Origin of the sequence: Acinetobacter sp. Marseille-Q1623, from assembly GCF_902809895.1 — a bacterium.
In the GTDB taxonomy this organism is placed as follows: domain Bacteria; phylum Pseudomonadota; class Gammaproteobacteria; order Pseudomonadales; family Moraxellaceae; genus Acinetobacter; species Acinetobacter piscicola_A.
The window spans coordinates 925,738-948,274 of record NZ_CADDWG010000001.1 but is presented as its reverse complement, the minus strand read 5'-3'; the positions used below and the strand labels follow the sequence as shown (position 1 = coordinate 948,274).

Below are 22,537 nucleotides of genomic sequence, written 5' to 3'. Positions count from 1 at the left end.
CCTTGCGTTCTTAGCGTTGATTTAAAACTGATTGTTTGAGATTTTTTAAATAATTTAAGCTTTGTGAAAAAGCATCGTATTCAGAGGTATATTGCGGATGTAAATAATCAATTTCTAAGGCTAAAAGTCCTTGATAATTCAATTGATTGAGCAAGTGAAATGTCTTTTCTAATGGAATTAAACCTTGACCCGAAACGACACTGGGCCAAAATGCAAATGTTTTAGGATCACCTTGAAATGCTTGAATATCTTTAATGTGTGTTGCTTTCGCATAAGGTGCCATTTTTTCAATCGCTTGCCACGGATCTTCTAACATTCTTAGATTATTTGCAGTATCTAAACAAATTCCAAAATGAGGGCTATCTATCGTTTTAACCAGATCGACGATTTCATCTGCCAACAGATCAACATAATTTTCAAGCGCCAGTGTGAGCTGATGCTGTATTGCAAAATCAGTTGCTTTTTCAAGTAAAGGGAGGAGAGATTTTTTGTGATTTTGCCATGTACCTTGAGGTCGACTTTTACGCCCACCTGCGCAAATGCGCATGGTTTTTGCACCTAAGGCTTTGGCAATTTTTGCATGCTTTTGAAAATCAACAAGTGCCTGCGCATTTTGCCCACTTTCAAAACCTGAAGGATGTCCCCATGCCCAAACCAATTCTAGTTGCTGAGCTGATAAAATCTGACGTAATTTTAGAATATCGTCTTCTGTAGGATCAGGAAGCATAAAACTTTCAATCGAAATTCCTTCAATTTGAAATTGAATTGCTTGTTCAAGGCATTGCCAAAAATTAAGTTGAGGAACGGCTTCCTGCTCTAAAAGTGGATAATGCTGATTAAAGTGTCGGTGATAACAATAACCATCTATTGCAATTTTCATTGTACTATTCTTCTTGAATATTAAATTAAATTTAAAGTTTTGCTTGAACTTTAAATACGAAATTCATCCATGTGAGTACAATGTTAGCAAGCTATTTAAAAAATTGGAACACTGTTCCAAAAATATTTTACATGATTTTATAGCATCATTCTAAGCTCATAAGCGGTATTCCTTAACAGGGGTAAAATATTTTCTATTAAATATTGTTCAGTCACACGATGGGTTTGAGACATACAGTTTAATGCAGCGATGGCTTGCCCTTGACTGTTCACAATAGGCACAGCTAGTGCAATAACACCAAGTTCGTGCTCTTCTTTGGAAAGGCAAAAATCTTGTTTTTGAACATGCTCTAACACAGCATAAAAGTCTTCTTTAGTTTGCACTGTAAATGGTGTTAGACGTTTAAGCTCATATTTTTCATACCATTTTTGTTGTTCATCTGCACTAAATGCAGACAAGAGTACTTTTCCTGTTGATGTTGCATGTGCAGGTAAACGATTGCCTAAATGCATGCCATAAGGACTACTACGAATAATATCTTGTTGGGGTAAAAAACTACGTGCAATGGGTACAACTTCATGATCATCTAAGACCACAATAGAGTAAGTCAGTGAGGTTTGAGCACATAAAATATTTAAAATCGGTTGAGCAATTTTAGGTAAATGTGCTGAACTTAAATATGAACTCGAAAAACGTAATACTTTATGTGTCAACCAAAAATAATGATCGTCACCCTCTAAATATCCAAGAAATTTTAAAGTCCTTAGATAACGTCGTGCGGCTGTTCGGCTCATGCCTGTCCGATCTGCAATTTGTGTTGCATTGAGCTTTTGTCGGTCTATACCAAAAGCTTCGAGTAAACTTAAGCCTTTGGCAAAACTTGCAATATAATCATCTTGAGTGATGGTTTCACCTGAACTTTCATTGTGAATAAGTGCATAACGCATTTTATTTCCCTATATTTAGGTTTTTAAATTTTGTCCGCTATACGGACATTGATACCGTTATACGGTGAATTTCATTTTTTTACTATAGTCTATTTCACATAAAAAATTTAACTTAAATGACATAAGATCAGGAGTAAGAAAAATGGAAATTTTAAAGACTAAAGTTGCAATTATTGGTTCGGGTCCAGCAGGATTATTGCTTGGGCAACTGCTTTATAAAGCGGGTATTGAGCATATTATTATTGAACAAAAAAGTGCAGATTATGTTGCAGCACGTATTCGTGCAGGTATTTTAGAGCAAGTTTCTGTTGATTTACTCAAAGAAGCAGGTGTGGATCAGCATTTAAATGAATTAGGTTTACCGCATCATGGCATTGAAATTTTAACAGGTGGTGAAAAACATCGTATCGACTTATCTGGTTTAACACAGGGTAAACAAGTTACCGTTTATGGGCAAACTGAAGTAACAAAAGATCTGATGCAAGCACGACGCGAGGCAGATTTAACCACTTTTTATGAAGCACAAAACGTTAAAATTCATGATTTTTATGCGCAACCTTATGTGACTTTTACACAGAATGATCAGCAGTATCAGATTGAATGTGATTTTATCGCAGGTTGTGATGGCTATCATGGTGTATGTCGTGCAAGTGTTCCGCAAGATAAAATTAAGACTTTTGAAAAAGTTTATCCATTTGGTTGGTTGGGTATCTTGGCTGATGTTCCTCCTGTTTCTGATGAGTTGATTTATGTACAGTCGGAGCGTGGTTTTGCTTTGTGTAGCATGCGCTCAAATACCCGTAGTCGTTATTATTTACAAGTACCACTGACAGATCGCGTTGAAGAATGGTCGGATGAGCGTTTTTGGGAAGAGCTTAAAAACCGTTTAGATGCTGAAAGTCGTGAAAACTTGGTGACAGGTCCATCAATTGAAAAGAGTATTGCACCATTACGCAGTTTTGTGACAGAACCAATGCGCTTTGGTCATTTATTTTTGGCTGGTGATGCGGCACATATTGTACCGCCGACAGGTGCTAAAGGTTTAAATTTAGCTGCTTCTGATATTGCATATTTATCGAGTGCATTAATTGAATATTATATTAATAATTCTGAGCAAGGTATTATTGAATATTCAGAAAAATGTTTAAAACGAGTGTGGAAAGCAGAACGTTTTTCATGGTGGATGACGCATTTATTACATCGTTTTGAAACTGAAAGTGACTTTGATTTAAAAATTAAACAAGCGGAATTGGCTTATATTTTAGGTTCTGAAGCAGGACAAACCACATTGGCAGAAAACTATGTCGGTTTACCTTATGAAATAAAAAAGTTTGAAAATCTTCCCAAAGCTAGCTAAATGCATAATAAAAAAACCAGAGTTCATCTCTGGTTTTTAGGTCAAGGCACGGCAGATATTGTTTCCTCAATTTTTGATTATATTGATCTGAACTTTTAGTTAAGATTAGGCTCAAAAGCCGTATGGTGCAGCTTTAAGCGACTGAAAATTATTGGTTGTATATTAATTTAAGCCGTTTTTTCGATTGACCACGAACTTATAAAATAGCAAGCTACACGCTGTGATTATGGCACACAGTAAATAAGCAAAACTATAATCAAAATGCGCAATAATCATGCCGAGTAAGATTGAACCGACAGCAATACCAATGTCATAGCAGGTAAAAAAGGTTGAGGTCGCATGCCCAATTCGATCTCTTGGCGAGCGTTGAATCGCGAGTGTCTGTAAGCAAGGTTGGGCGGAACCAAAGCCCATGCCAATCAGTACTGCGGCAAAAAGAAAGCCTGTGACATTTTCAACTTGGCTTAACATGGCTAAACCGACTGCAAATAATGCAATCGCAGGATAAATCACATAACTTGCACCTTTACGGTCGTAAATTTTTCCTGTGATTGGGCGTAAGCTCATCATCGAAATTGCAAAAACCACAAAAAATGCACTGGCATAAGCGAGTAGGTGTTTTGCTTCCGCAAAGGTGGAAATAAACGACATAATGCTTGCGTAGGAAAATGAAGTGATCATTGCCATGACAGACACAGAAATTGCCTTTTTTTCAACAAAATGGTTAATATTGAGTTTTTTATTTTCAACTTTAAGCGCTACAGCTTGGTTTTGCTGAATTGGAATAAAAAAGCATAAGGCAAAACCTAGACAAATAATTACCGCTAAAATGGCAGTTATAGTTAAATAGGAAATTGATTGGATCAAAGTTAAGCCAATCAGGGGGCCAAGCACAATTCCCAAATTGACTGACATGACAAAATATCCCATGCCTTCGCCTTTTCGTTTTTCTGGAATAAAATCATTCACAATCGGAACTGTGACAGTCGTTAATATACTGAACCAAATTCCATGTAAAAAGCGAATAATCATCAAGATAGTGAAATTGTCAGCAAGTAAATAAGAGACTGCAAATAAACAAAATAAAGTTTCAGAAATATATAATGTTTTTTTACGTCCTAATTTTTCAATAATCAGTCCACTAAATGGTCGGACGGCGATGGAGGAGACCATAAATAAAGTGATTGCCAAACCTGCTTGAGTCAAGCTGCCACCTAAATCATTTAAAATATAAATGGGTAAAATGGTGGTTTGGGCAAAATAAAAGATAAATAAAAATAAATTATTGGCTAAACAAAGAATAAAGGATTTATTCCATAAATGTTGTGCATTTACAGTTGACATAAATAACCTGAATGTTGGGAGAGGCGTAAAAGAGCTAAAAAGTCTTTTATGGAGAAAAATATGGTTAATTTTAATACAATTAGGCAACAGAGTATAGTGTAAAGATCGTATTAAATAAAAAAGGAATCGTAGACGATTCCTTTTTTATTTAAGCAATAGTATTTCATTGTATGGCAGAGTTTATTTTATAAACCTGCTTCATAATCTGAATTGCTAAGCAGTTTTTCAACATCGCTCAGATGATCTGCTTTAATTTTATAAATCCAACCTTTACCATAAGGGTCGTCATTAACAAAATCAGGATCATCTTCAAGTGCAGGATTGATTTCAACCACAGTTCCTGAAATGGGTGCATGAATATCAGATGCAGTTTTCACTGATTCAACCACACCGACTGCTTCACCTGCAGTGACTTGACGACCAACCTCAGGAATTTCAACATAGACCAAATCGCCAAGCGCATCTTGTGCATGATCAGAAATACCTGTAACAACGAGATCACCTTCGATTCGTACCCATTCATGTGTTGCTGCGTACTTTAATTCAGCAGGATGATTCATGCTCACTCCTTAAAAGTTTCACTTTATTTTTCTACGTGTTATACAGGTTTTTGTTACAAAACAAAAGATTTAAAAGTGCTATAGATATGGGTCTTTGCGCCAATTGCTTGGGCTACGTCCACTCCAACGTTTAAAAGCACGACTAAAATTGGCGACATCACTATAACCTAGCTCATCTGCAATTTGTTCAAGCGTATAGTCTGTTCTTGACAGTAACGAGGTTGCATGTCGATAACGCACTTCATCCACTAGCGTTGAAAAGGATGTCCCTTCTGCAGCGAGTTGACGTTTTAAAGTTCGATCAGACATATGTAAGCGTTCAGCAACATTTTCAATACTTAAATAATGCTGTTCAGAATGCGTCAAAATATCACGTACACGCATCGACAAACGACGGCGTTCCCCAATGGCAGACAGTTCAGCTTCACATTGGTTAATCGCAATTTGACTGGCAATCGGATCTGCATTGACCATTTTCAAACCAAGATAAGATTTATCAAAGCTGGCAATCAAGTGAGGCTGCTCAAAGCGCATTTGATAACGACCTTGGAGTTTATCGATATATTTATCAAAACCTTCAGGTTTAGAAAAATCGAAGTCGATATCACCTTTGAGATCATCTATACCCGTTAAGGCACGTGCCATCGTCATAATCCCAAAGGTTAAACCCATTAAAATTTCGGTTCTTAATGGTTCAATATCAATATCACATTGCAATTGTAAGGTGGCTTTTTCGCCAAAAGTAGAAAAATACAATTGTAAAAATGGCATACGCAGTTGAATAAAACGATTGGCTAAGACCAATGCGTCAGTAATATCATTGGCAGTCATGATCGCATAACCAATAAAACCATGAATGGAAATACGCATTTGTGTACCAATTTGATAGCCAAGCGTACTTTCACCCGTGAGTTTTAAAGCATGTTTAACCAATTCATTCGCAATTGTCGTTGGAATACGAAAGTCTGGTTCAGCCAATTGTTCGCTATTAAAAGGGAATGGCGCAAAAAAAGTTTCGGCACTGTAGCCCCATCTCGAAACAATATCGAGTAATAAAAGTCCATAAACACCAGGAATTCCCTGATCTTGGCGAGCTGAAGTGTTCTTCATATGCTATCCGTTGCTCTCAACATATGTGTTTAAGTTGCATATTGTCATGATTCTAATCAAAAACCATAAAAATTGTAAGACAAAAAATAGCTTTTAATTGTTTTGAAAATCTCGATTAAAAACAACAATTTTAGTTGTCGAAATCAGTAAAACATCGCCATTTTGATTTTTTGCTTGAGTGATGTAACTCACAATACCACGATCAGGTTTAGTTTTTGATGGAGTGATAGAAACAATTTCCACTTCAACTGATATTTTATCACCTACGCGCGTTGGGCGTGGCCAACGTAAATTAGAGTCTGAGCCGATCAAGCCATAAGCGACAGGAAAACATTCTGTCCAAAGTCGCATGACGATCGCAGAAGTATGCCAGCCGCTTGCTGCTAAGCCTTTAAAAATTGGGTGTTCAACCGCTTTTTCTGGATCTGTATGAAAAACTTGAGGATCATATTTATGGGCAAAATCTAAAACTTCATCCAAGCTAACTTCATATTCTCGGCTTTTAAATTGATCCCCTACATTCAGATCTTCTAAATACAACATTTATTCATCATCCTTTTCTTTCATACCTTGTTGTTCTACCAAAAAACCGCCTGTTTGTCTTTGCCATAAATTGGCATAAATGCCATTTTGGCGAATTAAATCTTCATGTGTGCCTTGTTCAACGATTTTACCTTGATCTAAAACGATTAATCTGTCCATTTGCGCAATCGTTGATAAACGATGGGCAATAGCGATCACGGTTTTATTTTGCATCAAATCATCTAAACTGGACTGAATTGCTGCTTCAACTTCAGAGTCTAAAGCACTGGTTGCTTCATCTAAAATTAAAATCGGAGCATCTTTTAAAAATACCCGTGCAATAGCAATACGTTGGCGTTGACCACCAGATAATTTAACACCTCGTTCACCGACATAAGCGTCGTAACCTGTACGTCCACGAAGGTCTGATAGTTGAGGAATAAATTCTGCGGCTTTGGCTTTTCTGACTGCTTCAAACATTTCCTCATCAGTCGCATCAGGGCGACCATATTTAATATTCTCAGCCACAGTACGATGTAAAAGGGAAGTATCTTGGGTCACCAAAGCAATGCTTTTTCTCAGGCTATCTTGTGTGACATCTTCAATGTCTTGTCCATCAATGGAAATTCGACCATGGTTGAGGCCATAAAAGTGTAAAAGGAGCTGAATTAGTGTAGATTTTCCTGCACCAGAACGCCCAACAATACCAATCTTTTCACCTGGTTTAATGTCTAAATTAAAATGATCAATCACGTTTTTATTATTATATGCAAAGCTCACATCTTCAAACTTGATTTGACCTCGTTGAATGTTTAGCGCTTTGGCATCTGCTTTATCTTGGATATGAATCGGCTTACCTAATGTATTCATACCATCTTGGATGGTGCCGATATTTTCAAACAACATCGAAGTTTGCCACATCATAAACTCAGCCATACTGTTGAGTTTTAAAATCATTGCTGTGGTCGCAGCAATGACCCCAATCGCAGCTAAGCCTTCTAACCACAACCAAATAGCAGTACCCAATACTCCAAAGAACAGTACAAAAGTCAGTAAGTTAATGCAGATCTCATACATTGAACCTAAGCGCATTTGGTGAAATACGGTAACCATAAATTTTTGCATCGAGGCTTTGGCATATTCACTTTCACGACCTGCATGCGCGAACAGTTTCACTGTTTGAATATTGGTATAGGCATCGGTTACACGTCCAGTCATTTCTGCACGTGCATCGGCTTGGGCTTTAGAAATTGCCCCTAAACGTGGAATAAAATAGCATGCGGCAGTAATAAACAAACCTAACCAAATCAAGAGTGGAATCAATAAAATGGGGGAGATTGCGCCTAACACAATACTGATGGTAATGAAGTAAATAATGACATAAGTCACCATATCACCCAAAATGACCCAGAACTCACGCACAGCCAATGCTGTTTGCATGACTTTAGCAGATAAGCGACCCGCAAAATCATTGTGGAAAAAGTCTAAACCCTGACGTAACAATAAGTTATGAAAGCGCCAACGCAATCGCATTGGAAAGCTGCTATATAGAACTTGATGTCGAATAATCGACTGCATATTAGCAAAGAAAATATTGGCAAATAAGATCAAAGATAAAATAATCAGATTATTCTTATGATTTTGAATAAAGTTTTTAGGTGTAGACTGCGTTAACCAATCCACAAGATGCCCAATTTGCGAGAAAAAAATAGCTTCAAAACTGGCTGTCGCAGCAGTGAATAAAATCAATAAAACCAAATACTTTTTGACACCATAAGCGGACTGCCAAACAAAGGCAAAAAAAGTCTTGGGTAAGGGTTCATTTAGCCCTTCATTCGGATAAGGGTCAACACGTGTTTCAAACCATTTTAAGAAGCTATTCATACAAAAAAGTGGCGTCCATAAGTCTGTAGGAAATTGAGTTTGTTGTATAAATACATATATTTATATGCATAGGGAGATCAAAATACGATAAGTTTTTGTGTAAACATCATGAGAATAACATGTGTAGATTGCAATTTTAAATCAATGATAAAGGCTTTTGAAAATTTACACTATAAAAAGAATAATATCAGAAGCGATGCAAAAAAATGTGAGATAAAAAATGTCTTTATCTCGGGGCATGTTATGTAAATGCAGAATACAATAGTTGCTTTGATGATGATTTAAGCAGAAAATATAGCAGAACAATCTAATTTCTGAATAAAGATCTTTAAATATCATGCTATGAAGAAATCGAACATTCAAACACAGCGGAATTCATGGACAACAGAGCAAGATTGCTTCTTGATTGAACACAATGCATTGTCCATGCAAGAATTGCGTCAGCATTTGCCATACTCGGAATTAGACATTCAAAATCGTAAAAAGATTTTAGGACTGAATCAAAGAGACCGACAAATGCGTAAGTTTTTATAAAGTCATGTATGTGTTTATATAACGACTGGATTAACTGCATTTTATTTTAGATTCTTAATGACTCGCGTCACCACGCCCCAAATTACCATTTCTTGACCATCTTGAAAATGAATATCAGGAAATTCAGGATTTTCTGCTTGTAACCATCTACGATCACCCTCGATCATCAGGCGTTTTACAGTAAAATCATTATCGACCAAAGCTACAACAATATTACGATTTTTTGCTTCGATACTACGGTCTACAATCAAATCATCATCAACATCGATGCCTGCGCCTAGCATGGATAAAGAAGCTACTTTGACCACAAAGGTTGTATTGGGGTTTCTGATTAAATATTCGTTAAAGTCAATCGATTGTTCTGTGTAGTCCTGCACAGGAGAAGGTAAGCCAGCTGCAATTTTGTTTTGTGCTAGTGGAATAGATGCTGTGCTTTTACATTCAAAAATAGCAATAGATGCGACTTCACGTACTTTTTGTTTTTGTGCTTTGTTCGTTAAATATTGTTTTACTTCATTGACCTGAGATTTTGGCACATGAACAATTTCAGTTTCTTCTGTAGAAGTTTGTGCATTTTTTGCTTCACTCGTCGTACTCAAATTACTTAAATTCGTCATGTCTTTATTCTTAATTAACTCAGTCTTGCCAAAGTCTATCTTGATCAATTCTGAATATCAAATTTAAAAAATATTGACTTTCAATAAGATATATAAAAAACATTTAAAATGAATTTTTCATAATTTTGTACAGATATATGTCATACAATGTCATTACATTATATTTTACTTTATTTTTTTATGATAAAAATCAATGTGAAACTCATGTTTGATTATGTTGAGATGGAGTGCTTAGAGTACAAATGAGTAATAAAAATAAAGCAGATGGTACTGAAATAACCCTGTTCAAGCTGAAATTTTACTTTTAAAAAGAGCATGAGATCATTACAGTAAATACTCAGCTAAAAAATTGAGTCATTCATGAAATGGGATGAAATTGGTGAACAGCCTTGCCCAATTGCACGAACTTTATCGGTGATTGGTGATCGTTGGACTTTTTTGATTATTCGTAATGCATTTATGGGAATGCGCCGTTTTGATGATTTTCAGCAAAACTTGGGGCTTACACGCCATATCTTATCAGCGCGTTTAAAGCGTTTGGTCGAGCATCAGGTATTGGTAAAAACGCCTTATAACGATCGCCAGCAGCGTTTTGAATATTGTTTGACTGAAAAAGGGCGAGCACTTTATCCAGTCTTGTTGACGATGGCGGATTGGTCAAATCAATGGATGGATATCGCACATGAACCGATCGTGCATTTTGTACATCGTCCATGTCAGCATGTGCTTAAACCTGTTTTGGTTTGTTCAGATTGTGGTGTGTTATTAGACGCACAGCAGATTAAACCTGTTTTTAATCTGGATTTTATGCAAAAAATGATCAAGAAACAGGCTTAAAGTGACGAGTAAATCATGATTACAAACAATTTGCAGGTTTAGGAATACCTGCCAAACGACTTAAATGGCGTGCAACCAAACCCGTTTGAAATTTGTCTTGTAGTACAGCATTGTTGATGTCAGCGCTGACACTTTTCATTAAAAATTTAATTAAAGGGCGTGTCGCAGGAGAATGTCCAAATTGGTGATAAAACTGACGTACTGCTTGTAAAACTTCAAAATGCCAAGCGGTTAATTCTAAATTTAGACTTTGTGCCAGTTGTTGTGCAACATCTTCATTCCAAATTGTATAATCGACTAAGTGACCATCTTGATCGAGTTCTAAATTCATAAAATAGCCTAACTGTCTAAGCGAAAATGAGTTTACTCATTTTGATTGGGAGAAATAGACTATTTTAAACTGATGCAACGTTTAAAGTCTAAAACTAAGTCTGCAAAAGTAGCATAAGTAAGAGTTTGCACATTTTGACTCAATGGTGTTGCAAGCAAATCCAAATCTGTTTCAAGTACATATACGGTAGTGTGTTGTTGTATACGTGCATCTTGAACGAACAAAATCGCATCCCCCATCAGTACCACTGCATCGTTTGCGTTTGACATGCTTGCCCACTGTTCTAAACAGGCAGAAGTTTTGCCAAATTCCGATTGGATTAAAAATAAAGTGTGTTGTGACATGTTTAATTTCTCATTTTTAAACTGAATAGTAGCGTTTATTACCAATACAACACATGATCAAAATCTTGAATAAATTGGGGATTTAAATCAATAAATTCAATTTCCTGTTGTGATTGCGTAACAAAAATTGAGTTTTTATCCTTATTTTCTACTAAAATAGGAGTTAAATCGTAAAACTCAAAACTATCCAACATGTTAGAAGCAAGTTTAAACGCATGTTTCACTTGATCAAAGACCTGTTCAGATTTTAGTAAACTGAGCGCACCATTTTGTAGTAAGACTTTGACTTTGCTGCCAAAAGTTGCAAGCACCATGGTCGCAGCAATACTTTCATTGACCTGCAAGGAGGTGAGGTTGGTTTGGGTTAAAATAACAAGTACAGTTTTCACACAATTTACCTTTGAATTGCAACACTTAAATAATAATAACATCCTAGAATTGAAGTAGACGGTCACAGGACTCAACTGCATCAGCAAGTTCACCTAGACCGACCAACTCAAAGCCTTCAGCAAGATTATGTGTTGAGATTTGATGTCGCTTGGCATTTTCTAGATCTGTGATGCCACGTGCTAGTGCAGCACTCACGCAGACAGGTAAACGGATTGCTAATTTCTGCCATTCACTGCACACATTTCGTTGATCATCGGGGAACCATTGCAATTGATTCGCAACGGATACACCATCTTGATAAAAGAAGACACGAAATTCTTGCTTTTTTGCATGTAGTGCTTGTGCTAAACCTAAGGCATGCCAAGCATGAATAGAGGTAGGTGCAGAGGTAATTAGTAATAAAGTACTCATTGAAACTTCACTTGAAGATTAGATGATAAAGACAGCATCATTTACACTTGATAACAATAGGTAGTATACAATGATTTTAGTGACTGGTGGTTTAGGCTTTATAGGCTCGCATGTGGTGATTAGCTTGCTTGCTCAGGGGCAAGAGGTCGTCATTGTGGATAACTTAGCCAATGCAAATTTACAAACATTAGAACGCCTTGAATATATTGCAGGAATGTATATTCCATTTGTAAAAATCGATGTTCGAAACACGCCCGCATTAAATAAAGTATTTGAACAATATTCAATCGATGCTGTAGTACATACCGCAGGTTTTAAATCACTTGAAGAATCCAAACTAAAACCACTTGAATATTATAATGATAATGTAAGTTGTATCATGAGTTTATTACGTTCTATGCAGCGTACAGGGGTACGAAGTTTGGTGCATTTATCTAGCTTAGCGGTGTATGGAAAATCCAGCTTAGCATTGAATGAACAACTTGATTTTAACTATTCGTATCCAAATCCTTATATCAAATCACAACAAATGATTGAAGAGATTATTCAAGATACCTGTAAGACTGACAATGAATGGCGTATTGCAATTTTACGTTTAGGGAATATTGTCGGTGCATTTGAACATGGTGTATTAGGTGAGTTTGTCAACCCATTGCCTAAAAACATTGTCCCAATGCTGTTGCAAGTTGCTGCGGGGCAACGAGATGTTATAGAACTCCAAGACCAAGCAAACACCACAGATGGTACTGTAGAGCGTAGTTTTGTGCATGTGTTGGATGTTTGTGAAGCTGTGCATGCCAGTTTATTTTGGTTGCAAAACCAATTGAATATTTGTGAAGCTTTTGATATTGCGGGTGAGCAAAGTTCGATTCGAAATTTAATTACTTGTGTGCAGGAAGTCACTGCTGCTGAGATTACAACGATTGACGCTGCATATAAATATGAAGAACTCGCACAAATAGGTTCAAACAGCACCAAAGCAAAAAGTATTTTAAAATGGGCAGCAAAACGTTCATTGCAAAACATGATTCAGGACGAATGGAAGTTTTATCAAAATACCTTGAACAATGGCTAGGCTGTTAGTACAAAGGGTAAATAGAGAATTGATTACTTGATAATGATTATTATTTACATTTTTGGTTTTGCCGCTTATTATAGATAAATCAAGACATTGACGCTTTGATCGATCAATGCCCATTATTTCAGTTTGAAAAGAGGTGAGTATGCAGACACGTATTGAACATGACACCATGGGCGATGTAGAAGTCCCAAGTGAAGCACTATGGGGCGCACAAACTCAGCGCAGTATACAAAACTTTAAAATTGGTCATGAACATTTACCTCGTCCTATGATTCAAGCAATGGGTTTAGTCAAAAAAGCGGCAGCAATGACCAATGCTGAACTAAAGCAAATTCCAGCTGAGCTTGCAAATTATATTGTGGATGCTGCAAATGAAGTCATTTCTGGACAATGGGACAGTCAATTTCCTTTAGTGGTGTGGCAAACAGGTTCTGGTACGCAAAGTAATATGAACTGTAATGAAGTCATTGCCAATATTGCCAACCAAAAATTAGGCAATCCATTAGGATCACAAAAACCTGTCCATCCGAATGATCATGTTAACCGTGCGCAATCGACCAATGATTCATTTCCAACCGCGATTCATGTCGCAGCTGCATTACACATTAATGAGTTATTGATTCCTGCGGTTAAGCGTTTGCGTGATACACTCAACTTAAAATCACAAGAATTTCAAGATATTGTTAAAATTGGACGTACCCATTTACAAGATGCAACGCCGTTGACTTTAGGACAAGAATTTAGCGGCTATGTACAACAACTCGACAATGGTATCAAACGTTTAGAACAAGCCTTGGTTTGGTTGTATGAGTTGCCACTGGGTGGTACGGCTGTGGGGACAGGGCTCAACGCACACCCAGATTATGCAGAAAAAGCCGCAGCACAATTGGCACTATTAACAGGTTTACCGTTTGTTACCAATCCAAATAAATTTGAAGCATTGGCTGGGCGAGATGCTGCTGTATTTGCCTCAGGTGCACTGAAAACATTGGCAGCAAGTTTAAATAAAATTGCCAATGATATTCGTTGGTTGGCGAGTGGTCCACGTTGCGGTCTGGGTGAAATCCATATTCCTGAAAATGAGCCTGGTTCAAGTATCATGCCAGGCAAGGTTAATCCAACCCAATGTGAAGCCATGACCATGGTGGTTGCCCAAGTCATGGGGAATGACACGACCATTAACTTTGCAGGTGCCTCAGGTAACTTTGAGTTAAATGTTTATATGCCTGTGATTGCGTTTAATTTAATTCAATCGATTCAGCTATTAGGCGATGCATGTAATAGTTTTGATGAGCATTGTGCAATCGGTATTGAACCAAATCGTGAAAAGATAGACTATTTCCTACATAACTCATTGATGCTCGTTACCGCATTAAATCCTGTGATTGGTTATGAAAATGCAGCGAAAGTCGCAAAAACTGCTTATAAACAAGGTAAAACTTTAAAAGAGGTTGCGGTTGAATTAGGTCTTGTCACGGCTGAGCAGTTTGATGATGTGGTACAACCTGAAAAAATGGTGCATCCAAATGCCAAGTAAGCAGCATAACTAATCACAATCTGTACAGAAATCATCAGCAATAGTTTCTATCTAGAAATGAAGTGCGTACAATACGCATTAGAATTTTATTGCTGATGATTGGTTATGCTAGATATATATTTGACGGATGTTCAAAAAAATGTTCAATTTAAGGATTATCCGGGTGAACATCCTGTTAAATTTATTTTGAATTTTAAAAAGATTTTTCCAAGTGTCATGGAGTTGTTATTGCCTGTGCTTCCTTCAGATGAAGACTTGGAAAAAATGACATGGGAATCGACTACGCAAGATTTTGCAACATTTAAGCTATTACTCAGTGGTTGGGGTGTGATTGAATTGCGTTTAAATGCAATTGGTCAATTTAAAGATAAAAACTATGCTGACCAATTGGTGAAAAAAGCCCAAGCTAAACGTAAAGAATTTGCCAAAGCGCAAAAGCAGCTTTCAACGGTTGAGTTAGATTATTTATTTATGCATGAGATTCATGCTTTGATTGATGCCGAATTAGTTGAGCTTGGTGAAAAATTCTATTTACCGACTTTGCGTGATTTGTGGAAGGATCAAGTGAAAGCCAATGTGTTAAATGCTAAATTTTAACTGAATATGTGTGCTTATTTTTAATATACGTTTGTTGTTTGATGAATATTTAAAATGCCAATGAGTCTGTGTACTGCATTGGCATTTTTTATGTGCTTTTATACTTTAAATGCAATTTATATGCTTATTTTTTATAAGCTTAACCATGTATTTCGAGATATTTTTTGTTTTAATAATGCCTTAGAAAAGGCAAATGATGATGATATTGATTGTTTAATTTTTCTAAATAATTGTAGCACTTGGTCTCGTATTTCCCCGAGGAAATACCAAAGGAATTTCAATAATGTCGAATCAGTTTTTAGATTTAATTCAAAATAGACGTACAATTTATGCCATCGGACGTGATGTAAAACCTACTGTAGAGCAACTGAGTGATTTGATTCAAACGGCAATCAAACAAAGTCCATCGTCATTTAATTCACAGTCTTCTCGTGCTGTGATTTTATTTAATGCAGAGCATGAAAAGTTTTGGGAATTTGTCAAAGAAAAACTACAAGCCTACAGTAAAGATGAAGCCAGTGCTGCAAAAACCAATGCTCGTATTGACAGCTTTAAAGCAGGTTTTGGCACAGTTTTATTTTTTGAAGATTTAGATGTTGTAAAAAGTTTACAAGCTCAATTTTCATCCTATGCGGATAATTTCCCAATTTGGGCGGAACATTCAACAGCGATTGCCCAGTTTGCCACATGGACGGCTTTAAACACGGAAGGTCTAGGTGCATCGTTACAACATTATAATCCCATTGTAGATGAGCAAGTTCATGCTGAGTGGTCAATTCCAACGACATGGAAATTACGTGCACAATTGGTCTTTGGTTCAGTTGAAGCAGCGCCTGCTGAAAAAACGTATATTGACGATGCTGTACGTTTCAAAGTGTTTAAATAAAGTTGAAGATTATTTTTAAAAATAAACATTTTTAAATGTATGTTTAGCATGTAATGGTTGAATCATAAAAAAAGAGAACTTCAAGTTCTCTTTTTATGGGTAGGGTTTTAAGCCACTGTTTTGGCTTTGGCAAACTTGCCATGTAAAACATAATACATGACGATACATAATAAAGTCGCAATAGCACTATACATGTAAAGTAGCGAATAACTGATTGAATTTAGAGCCAAGCCTAAGAAATAGGGACCAAAACCTAAACCTGCATCTAAAAATATAAAAAATGTTGAAGTCGCAAAACCCATACGTTCGACATGAGCACTTTTAACTGCTACGGTTTGGCAGACAGATTGGATATTGCCATAACCTAAACCAAGCAGCGCAGCACATAATAATAATATCCAAGCACTTTGTACTTGGCTTAACAAAAATAAAGCAATAGCCATAATTACAAAGGCAGGATACATAATGATATTTTCGCCTTTACGATCCATGAGTGGACCTGTAAATGGGCGAGAAAGCAATATTGCAATTGCATACATCAAGAAGAAGACCGAGGCAGCTTCCACCAAATCAATTTCTTTGGCATAAAAATTCACAAAAGATAAAACCCCAGAGTAGCAAACCGAAGCCAACAACATAATGAAAGAAATGGGCAAGGCATTTTTTTCGACAAATTGTGAAATGAAACTGCTTTTTTTAACGGTATTGGTGTTTTGAATCGTTTTTGTCTGTTGCGGTAAATCAGGAATTTGAACAAACAACGCCACAATCAAACAACAGATCGCAATGAGGGATGACAACAGGAAAATGGCATGATAACCGATATGAAGCATCATCCAAATGGCTAAGAATGGACCGATCGCCGTGCCCAACGTACTGCTCATACTGTAATAGCCAATGCCTTCGCCACGGCGTGTTGGGGGTAAAATTTGGGCGATGATTGTGCCTAAAACAGTGGATGCCATACCCATCATAAAACCATGCATAAAGCGCACAAACAACAGCATACCGACATCAAACTTGATAAAGTACAAGCCCGAAAAGATTAGAAATCCAGTTAAGCCAACAATGAGGGTAGTTTTTCGCCCAAAGTGTTCTAAGAATTTGCCAACCAATAAGCGTCCGATCAGTGTACCTACGATGAATAAACCAGATACCAAACCTGCTTGTGCTGTACTTGCACCGAGTTCAGCCACCGCATAGCCAACGATCACCACTACCAAAAGATAGAAAATGAGTACCAATTGAAAATTGATTGCACTGACTAAGATAAAATTTCGTGTCCACAAGGGGACTTTACTGTTCATATCGCACCTGATTTCATCAGTTGAAGTTGTTGCATCACCGATTCCATGGTGGATTTTGCATCATGCTGTTGTTGTTGTGAAACGTCAGCTAAAAGTTGCTGTTCAAAGACATCGATATACGGAGAACAACGTAAATAAAGTTGCTGACCTTGATCTGAAAGACTCAACATTTTTTGTCGCTTATCTTCAGTTTCCAACTGTGTCAGTAGATTCATTTGTTGCAAAATTTTGATACGTTTCGTGATTGAGGGTTTGGACACATTGAGATATTCCGCAATGTCCTGCAACGTACAGTGTCCTTTTAAATCAATTACATAAATCACTTGCCACAGTGAGTAATTCAAGCCTAATGGTTCTAAAATTTGATTAATTTCTTCACTGAGCATACGGGCACATTTGAGAATTAAGGCACGTAAAGTTTGTTGCTGCTGCATAATAGTTAACTAGGGTAACTAAATTAATAGCACTATACGCTCCGCATCATTCATATTCAAGTGCATTATATTTGCATTTCAAAAATGTCTTTTATAAACTTCATAGAATGACCAAATGACATTTGATTTTGAATAAAATATGAATATTCTATAGGGTGAAATAAGTGAATAATGATCTATGACCAAATATAGACAACGCGCCAAAAAGAAAAAATTTGATCCCAATAAAATTCATTTACATCATTTAAGACAGCAGTGGATGGAACAACAGGTTATAGAAAGCCAATTACGCAAAGATCAAACTTTTAAAACTAAGTATTATAAACAGCAGTTTGATTTACCACTCAAGGGTAAGCCTGCTTATGTTGTGAGTATGATCATTAAATATTTTATTTTGGTTTTTATTTTGCAATTAATCTTTTTTGTGTGGATTGTTTTTTACACAATTTTTGAAGATGTATTTGAGTTTATCAAATTCCTTGATCCTGAGGTATTTATGGAGGTACATACCACCATCTTTTTGAGTCTGTTGTTGGTTTTACCGATTTTTATTTTGTTTTATAGAAATATATCTACATCTCAATCCAAAGCAATCATCCAAAACTTTCAGATTTACCCTGATACTGTCGCGATTCTTTTTACAGATGGTTCAACTGAGCAGATCCATTATTGTGATATTGATTCTGTTCATATGGTCTCAGTAGGAAAAACACATCAGATGGAAATACGCTATACCTTAGCACATAAGAAGGAATTACAAGATTATCCTCGAATGTTTGAATTGGATTTTACGTTCAAGAAAGTATTTTTTCTCAAAAATAAATATCAAATGTATAGTGCTTTCTTACAACAACTACAAATTAAAAATCCGAGCGCAAAAATTTATACAGGGTCTTGGTATAAGTCTTATTTAAATATGGAGAACTTTCAGCTCAATGAAAGGCGTTTATTGTTCTTGAAATGGTCAAATATCTTATTTTGGCTTGTATTTGTTGTCATGACATTTGCTGTGATTTTTTATCCTGCTTATCAGCATCTTCTATAATTCGTCGTGATTTATATCTTTTGCTAGAGAAAAGATGAATGTCTTGGATTTTATAGAATGAATCTTCAAGCATTTTTCTTTAGCATAAAAATATATATCTATTGCTAAAAAAAGAATAAAGATACTTTGAAAACATGCAAATATAGACTATAGTAGAAATGTAAAGTCGAGTGATATGCTTGGTTTTTAATCAATGAGAAAGCTATGATGTTTAGCCTCACCTTGATTTAAAGATCAACTGAAGATGTCGCTCTTACCTTTGATCCAATAAATGGGCAATCAATTGTGTTAAGACGTAGTGGGCTGTTGCTTGCATGTGCGACAGTATTGTTACAGCTTGCGGTTTTTTTACAGCCGTTACTTCCTGAGCAATATCAGATTGCTCCGGTTTGTGAGCACATTACTCATTCGCTTTTGCATCCTGACCAAGCGACTTCAAATATACATCAAAGCAGCTTTATTCATCATTTTCTCCATCTTGATCAGTTTGATGCTGAGCAACAAGCCGAAAATCATCAAAAGCAGCCACATTCGAGTCATCATCATGACAGTAACCATCAATGTCAGTATTGCGTGGTTTATGGCAATTTGGTTTTACCGCCCGAGCTCGGTGTAAAAGAAATTTTAGATCGAATACAAATTCGTTTGATTGCGTATAGCAAAAACCATCAACATGTTTATTTCGCTTTACAGCGATTATATCTCCTACCACAAGGTCGAGCTCCACCTACCTTATTTACATAACTTGATGTCGTGAGTTGTGTTTTATCTACGTCTTTGTGGCGCTGAAAACAACAACTTAATTTCCGAATTTTATGTAGAGATTGATTATGCAAGCTTTATTATTCCCAAGAAAAATGGGAAGGGACTCGCTTCGCCTATTGTTTGGTTCATTTTATGCGTTGTTTTTAAAATGGATTAAAAAAACGTTAATCATAAATCAACAGACGCCTGTCTATTTGAATGTTTATGCTAAAGAAGTAAAACAAAAATTGCACAATGTCGTAGCAAAGAATAAATGGCTGCAAAAGGTTGAGGTGGTGTTATGACTTTAGGACTTACAGCACTTGAATTGGCACGTATTCAGTTTGCGTTTACCGTGTCTTTTCATATTATTTTTCCTGCAATCTCGATTGGTTTAGCAAGCTTTTTGGCTGTTTTAGAATGGCGTTGGCTTAAAACCAAAGACCCTGTTTATCAAGATTTGTTTAAATTTTGGGTCAAAATATTCGCCGTGGCATTTGGTATGGGTGTCGTATCAGGTGTAGTGATGAGTTATCAGTTTGGTACCAACTGGAGTGAATTTTCCCGTGTTGCGGGCTCTGTAACAGGTCCATTACTCACTTATGAAGTGTTGAGTGCCTTTTTCTTAGAGGCGGGTTTTCTCGGCATTATGCTGTTTGGTTGGGGGCGTGTTGGCCCACGTGCCCACTTTTTTGCAACCGCGATGGTGGCGGTTGGTACTTGTATTTCTATGTTCTGGATTTTATCGTCCAACAGTTGGATGCAGACACCGCAAGGCTTTAGTATTGAAAATGGCATTATTGTTCCACAAGATTGGTTTGCAATTGTATTCAACCCATCATTTCCATACCGTTTAGCACACATGGCTGCGGCTGCATTCTTGGTATCTGCTTTATTGGTCGCTTCAACTGCGGCATGGCATTTACTCAAAGGTCGCCGTGATGCTTTGGTGAAAAAATCTTTTTCTATGGCAATGTGGATGATTTTAATCCTTGCTCCATTACAAGTGGTGATTGGCGATAACCACGGTTTAAATACCTTGAAACATCAACCTGCAAAATTGGCTGCGATTGAAGGGCATTGGGAAACCAATAAAGGTGAGGGCATGCCGTTATATTTATTCGGTATTCCTGATATGGAAGCGGAAGAAACCAAGTATGCGATCGGTATTCCTAACTTAGGTAGCCTGATCATGACACATACGATGGATGGTGAAGTCAAAGGCTTAAAAGACTTTGCCAAAGAAGATCGTCCAAATTCATTGGTGGTGTTCTGGAGTTTCCGTATCATGGTTGGGCTTGGCATGTTGATGATTGCATTAGCATTCTTTGCTTTGATTTTGCGTAAAGGTGGCAAGCTGTATGAAAATAAATGGTTGCATCGTTTTGCTTTTGTGATGGGTCCATCAGGATTTATTGCACTACTTGCAGGTTGGTTTACCACTGAAGTTGGTCGTCAACCATGGGTGGTTTATGGGGTAATGCGAACCAAAGATGCATTGTCTCCTGTATCGGCAGAGCAAGTGGGACTAACGCTGATCATTTTTGTGGTGGTGTACTGCGTGGTGTTTGGCATCGGGATTTATTACATGCTGAAACTGATGCACAAAGGTCCGCAATTTATTCATGCAACGCCTGAAGGCGCAATTCATAGCGAAGAGGCTGTGATTCTTGCCTCAAAACGTCCATTGACCAGTGTAGAAGAAAGTGTTGACTCAGATTTGAATGCTGGCAATAGCAATGAACAGGAGCGTAAATAATGATTGATTTATCTCTGATTTGGATTGTGATTATTGCCATTGGCGTGTTTATCTATGTGGTGTTGGATGGTTTTGATTTAGGCATCGGGATTCTCTTCCCATTCTTCAAAGACCAACATGAACGCGATGTCATGATGAATACCGTTGCGCCTGTATGGGATGGCAATGAAACGTGGATGGTGCTGGGTGGTGCAGCCTTATATGCGGCATTTCCTTTGGTTTATGCAACGGTATTGTCTGCGCTGTATATGCCCATCATTTTGATGGTGATTGCTTTGATTTTCCGTGGCGTGGCATTTGAGTTTCGTTTTAAAGCCAATCGCACCAAGCATTTTTGGGACAAGTCATTTATTGGTGGTTCAGTCTTGGCAAGTTTTTTTCAAGGTATGATTTTAGGAGCTTATATTCAAGGTATTAAAGTCGAAAATCAGATGTATGCGGGTGGTGGTTTAGATTGGTTAACACCATTTACCATCTTTACTGGCATTGGCGTGGTGGTGCTTTATGCTGCATTGGGTTGTGCATGGTTAATTTTTAAAACAGATCATGATCTGCAAGATCGTATGTATAAACTTATGCCAAAGATGATCATCGCATTATTTATCATTTTTGGTGCAGTCAGTATATATACACCAATGGCACATCCTGAAATTGCTGCGCGTTGGTTTAGTCAGCCACAATTGATGTATTTCAGTCCTGTCCCGATTTTAGTGATCATTTTTACATGGCTGGTATTACGTGCATGTAAACAACGTGCTGAATTAAGCCCGTTTATTTATACCTTGGCGTTGGTATTCTTAGCCTATACAGGCTTTATGATCAGTCTATGGCCATACATTATTCCGCCGTCAATTACCATTTGGGAAGCAGCAGCACCGCAAAGTAGCCAATTATTCGCCTTGATTGGTGCATTAATCTTGATTCCAATCATCTTGATTTATACAGGACTGTCGTATTGGGTATTCCGTGACAAAGTTCGTGTCGGTGATGAAGGTTATCATTAATCAGATGTTGTTATTTCAAATTGGGTGAATGTCTGAGTGACTAAAAACAAAGACATTCACCTTAAATAAAGCAAA

26 protein-coding genes are annotated in these 22,537 nt (G+C 37.0%); 12 read left to right on the top strand and 14 right to left on the bottom strand.

All coding sequences use genetic code 11. The features are described from left to right. Nucleotides 1-10: 10 nt before the first annotated feature. Complete coding sequence (locus tag HUV91_RS04430; RefSeq protein WP_174492666.1) at nucleotides 11-880, bottom strand: sugar phosphate isomerase/epimerase family protein; 870 nt, start codon at nucleotides 878-880, stop codon at nucleotides 11-13. A gap of 137 nt (nucleotides 881-1,017) precedes the next feature. Further along, nucleotides 1,018-1,827 (bottom strand): IclR family transcriptional regulator domain-containing protein, encoded by an 810-nt coding sequence (locus tag HUV91_RS04425; protein ID WP_174492665.1) that lies wholly within the window; start codon nucleotides 1,825-1,827, stop codon nucleotides 1,018-1,020. Nucleotides 1,828-1,969: 142 nt separating this feature from the next. On the opposite strand from HUV91_RS04425, the gene pobA reads away from it, so the two are divergent. Continuing rightward, the gene (gene pobA, locus HUV91_RS04420; RefSeq protein WP_174492664.1) at nucleotides 1,970-3,184 is read left to right on the top strand and encodes a 4-hydroxybenzoate 3-monooxygenase; all 1,215 of its coding nucleotides are present in this window, start codon (nucleotides 1,970-1,972) and stop codon (nucleotides 3,182-3,184) included. A 162-nt stretch (nucleotides 3,185-3,346) separates the two neighbouring features. On the opposite strand, the gene HUV91_RS04415 is transcribed toward pobA, so the two are convergent. From HUV91_RS04415 to HUV91_RS04395, 5 genes are all read right to left on the bottom strand, one after another. Beyond that, a complete protein-coding gene (locus HUV91_RS04415) occupies nucleotides 3,347-4,528 on the bottom strand; it encodes an MFS transporter (protein ID WP_174492663.1) in 1,182 nt (393 codons plus the stop codon). 185 nt (nucleotides 4,529-4,713) lie between these two features. Further along, nucleotides 4,714-5,088 (bottom strand): glycine cleavage system protein GcvH, encoded by a 375-nt coding sequence (gcvH, locus tag HUV91_RS04410; RefSeq protein ID WP_130073602.1) that lies wholly within the window; start codon nucleotides 5,086-5,088, stop codon nucleotides 4,714-4,716. 78 nt (nucleotides 5,089-5,166) lie between these two features. After that, nucleotides 5,167-6,198: an AraC family transcriptional regulator gene (locus tag HUV91_RS04405; RefSeq protein WP_174492662.1), complete on the bottom strand. Its 1,032-nt coding sequence runs from the start codon at nucleotides 6,196-6,198 to the stop codon at nucleotides 5,167-5,169. Nucleotides 6,199-6,291: 93 nt separating this feature from the next. Then, nucleotides 6,292-6,741: a MaoC family dehydratase gene (locus tag HUV91_RS04400; protein WP_174492661.1), complete on the bottom strand. Its 450-nt coding sequence runs from the start codon at nucleotides 6,739-6,741 to the stop codon at nucleotides 6,292-6,294. After that, the gene (locus HUV91_RS04395; RefSeq protein WP_174492660.1) at nucleotides 6,742-8,604 is read right to left on the bottom strand and encodes an ABC transporter ATP-binding protein; all 1,863 of its coding nucleotides are present in this window, start codon (nucleotides 8,602-8,604) and stop codon (nucleotides 6,742-6,744) included. 342 nt (nucleotides 8,605-8,946) lie between these two features. On the opposite strand from HUV91_RS04395, the gene HUV91_RS04390 reads away from it, so the two are divergent. Beyond that, complete coding sequence (locus tag HUV91_RS04390) at nucleotides 8,947-9,138, top strand: hypothetical protein (protein ID WP_130073598.1); 192 nt, start codon at nucleotides 8,947-8,949, stop codon at nucleotides 9,136-9,138. Nucleotides 9,139-9,179: 41 nt separating this feature from the next. Here HUV91_RS04390 and HUV91_RS04385 read toward each other — a convergent pair whose 3' ends face one another. Then, complete coding sequence (locus HUV91_RS04385; protein ID WP_174492659.1) at nucleotides 9,180-9,755, bottom strand: LexA family protein; 576 nt, start codon at nucleotides 9,753-9,755, stop codon at nucleotides 9,180-9,182. A gap of 360 nt (nucleotides 9,756-10,115) precedes the next feature. On the opposite strand from HUV91_RS04385, the gene HUV91_RS04380 reads away from it, so the two are divergent. Beyond that, nucleotides 10,116-10,592 carry a winged helix-turn-helix transcriptional regulator gene (locus tag HUV91_RS04380; RefSeq protein ID WP_174492658.1) on the top strand — a complete coding sequence of 159 codons (477 nt, stop codon included), beginning with the start codon at nucleotides 10,116-10,118 and terminating at the stop codon, nucleotides 10,590-10,592. 19 nt (nucleotides 10,593-10,611) lie between these two features. On the opposite strand, the gene HUV91_RS04375 is transcribed toward HUV91_RS04380, so the two are convergent. Genes HUV91_RS04375 through tusD form a run of 4 tightly spaced genes read right to left on the bottom strand, consistent with a single transcriptional unit; the run spans nucleotide 10,612 to nucleotide 12,068 of the window. Further along, the gene (locus tag HUV91_RS04375) at nucleotides 10,612-10,923 is read right to left on the bottom strand and encodes a TusE/DsrC/DsvC family sulfur relay protein (RefSeq protein WP_174492657.1); all 312 of its coding nucleotides are present in this window, start codon (nucleotides 10,921-10,923) and stop codon (nucleotides 10,612-10,614) included. 59 nt (nucleotides 10,924-10,982) lie between these two features. After that, nucleotides 10,983-11,267 carry a DsrH/TusB family sulfur metabolism protein gene (locus HUV91_RS04370; protein ID WP_130073594.1) on the bottom strand — a complete coding sequence of 95 codons (285 nt, stop codon included), beginning with the start codon at nucleotides 11,265-11,267 and terminating at the stop codon, nucleotides 10,983-10,985. A 38-nt stretch (nucleotides 11,268-11,305) separates the two neighbouring features. Further along, a complete protein-coding gene (locus HUV91_RS04365; protein WP_130073593.1) occupies nucleotides 11,306-11,656 on the bottom strand; it encodes a hypothetical protein in 351 nt (116 codons plus the stop codon). 43 nt (nucleotides 11,657-11,699) lie between these two features. Further along, nucleotides 11,700-12,068, bottom strand: coding sequence for a sulfurtransferase complex subunit TusD (gene tusD / locus HUV91_RS04360; RefSeq protein WP_130073592.1), 369 nt, complete (start codon nucleotides 12,066-12,068; stop codon nucleotides 11,700-11,702). 70 nt (nucleotides 12,069-12,138) lie between these two features. Here tusD and HUV91_RS04355 point away from each other — a divergent pair, with 70 nt between their 5' ends. The 4 genes from HUV91_RS04355 (at nucleotide 12,139) to HUV91_RS04340 (ending at nucleotide 16,169) form a co-directional block, all read left to right on the top strand. Then, nucleotides 12,139-13,143 carry an SDR family NAD(P)-dependent oxidoreductase gene (locus HUV91_RS04355; protein ID WP_174492656.1) on the top strand — a complete coding sequence of 335 codons (1,005 nt, stop codon included), beginning with the start codon at nucleotides 12,139-12,141 and terminating at the stop codon, nucleotides 13,141-13,143. A gap of 148 nt (nucleotides 13,144-13,291) precedes the next feature. Next, nucleotides 13,292-14,686 (top strand): class II fumarate hydratase, encoded by a 1,395-nt coding sequence (fumC, locus tag HUV91_RS04350; RefSeq protein WP_174492655.1) that lies wholly within the window; start codon nucleotides 13,292-13,294, stop codon nucleotides 14,684-14,686. Between the two features lie 105 nt (nucleotides 14,687-14,791). Then, complete coding sequence (locus HUV91_RS04345) at nucleotides 14,792-15,283, top strand: hypothetical protein (RefSeq protein WP_174492654.1); 492 nt, start codon at nucleotides 14,792-14,794, stop codon at nucleotides 15,281-15,283. Nucleotides 15,284-15,566: 283 nt separating this feature from the next. Further along, complete coding sequence (locus HUV91_RS04340; protein WP_174492653.1) at nucleotides 15,567-16,169, top strand: nitroreductase family protein; 603 nt, start codon at nucleotides 15,567-15,569, stop codon at nucleotides 16,167-16,169. Between the two features lie 107 nt (nucleotides 16,170-16,276). Here the strand turns inward: HUV91_RS04340 and HUV91_RS04335 are convergent, their stop codons facing one another. Then, nucleotides 16,277-17,476, bottom strand: coding sequence for an MFS transporter (locus HUV91_RS04335; protein WP_174492652.1), 1,200 nt, complete (start codon nucleotides 17,474-17,476; stop codon nucleotides 16,277-16,279). Further along, nucleotides 17,473-17,910, bottom strand: coding sequence for a MarR family winged helix-turn-helix transcriptional regulator (locus HUV91_RS04330; RefSeq protein ID WP_174492651.1), 438 nt, complete (start codon nucleotides 17,908-17,910; stop codon nucleotides 17,473-17,475). The genes HUV91_RS04335 and HUV91_RS04330 overlap by 4 nt, the downstream gene beginning before the upstream one ends. Before the next feature lie 178 nt (nucleotides 17,911-18,088). Between HUV91_RS04330 and HUV91_RS04325 the strand changes: the two genes are divergently transcribed. From HUV91_RS04325 to cydB, 5 genes are all read left to right on the top strand, one after another. Next, nucleotides 18,089-18,955, top strand: a complete 867-nt coding sequence (locus HUV91_RS04325) for a hypothetical protein (protein WP_174492650.1) — start codon at nucleotides 18,089-18,091, stop codon at nucleotides 18,953-18,955. A 285-nt stretch (nucleotides 18,956-19,240) separates the two neighbouring features. Then, a complete protein-coding gene (locus HUV91_RS04320; protein ID WP_174492649.1) occupies nucleotides 19,241-19,699 on the top strand; it encodes a DUF2946 family protein in 459 nt (152 codons plus the stop codon). A gap of 86 nt (nucleotides 19,700-19,785) precedes the next feature. After that, nucleotides 19,786-20,004: a hypothetical protein gene (locus HUV91_RS04315; RefSeq protein ID WP_174492648.1), complete on the top strand. Its 219-nt coding sequence runs from the start codon at nucleotides 19,786-19,788 to the stop codon at nucleotides 20,002-20,004. After that, complete coding sequence (locus HUV91_RS04310; protein ID WP_174492647.1) at nucleotides 20,001-21,458, top strand: cytochrome ubiquinol oxidase subunit I; 1,458 nt, start codon at nucleotides 20,001-20,003, stop codon at nucleotides 21,456-21,458. The genes HUV91_RS04315 and HUV91_RS04310 overlap by 4 nt, the downstream gene beginning before the upstream one ends. After that, complete coding sequence (cydB, locus tag HUV91_RS04305; protein WP_130073583.1) at nucleotides 21,458-22,462, top strand: cytochrome d ubiquinol oxidase subunit II; 1,005 nt, start codon at nucleotides 21,458-21,460, stop codon at nucleotides 22,460-22,462. Before HUV91_RS04310 ends, cydB begins: the two co-directional genes overlap by 1 nt. Nucleotides 22,463-22,537: the final 75 nt, after the last annotated feature.